At 73.7% G+C, this 342-nt stretch carries 1 pseudogene; it reads right to left on the bottom strand.

The features are described 5' to 3' along the window. Positions 1-342: pseudogene (locus tag BYZ73_RS23315) on the bottom strand (phage tail tape measure protein); the annotation flags it as partial.

Genomic DNA, 342 nt, shown 5'->3' with positions numbered 1-342 from the left:
ACGATCCGGTCCCAGACCTCGGCCGCGACATCCTTCATCAGATCGAGCGCCGCGCCAAAGCCCCCCGCCGCCGTCACCAGCCGCCCGAACCACAGCACCAGCTCGCCCGCGCCGACCACCAGCGCGCCGATCCCGGTGCGCATCAGCGCGGCCCGGGTCAGCAGAAGCTTTGCGTTCAGCGCGGCCGCCGCCACGGTCGCCGCCGCGAAGCTCGCCGCAAACCGCCCGGCGATCAGCGTGGCCGCCGTCCCGGCATAGGCCGCGACCCGGTCGAGATTGGACAGCACCAGGTCGAGGGCCGAGGCCAGCGGCGCGCCCTTGCGCCAGAGATCGGCAAAGCCG

The organism is Rhodovulum viride (assembly GCF_003265965.1).
Classification (GTDB): Bacteria; Pseudomonadota; Alphaproteobacteria; order Rhodobacterales; family Rhodobacteraceae; genus Rhodovulum; species Rhodovulum kholense.
This window is presented reverse-complemented; position numbering and strand designations above follow the sequence as displayed.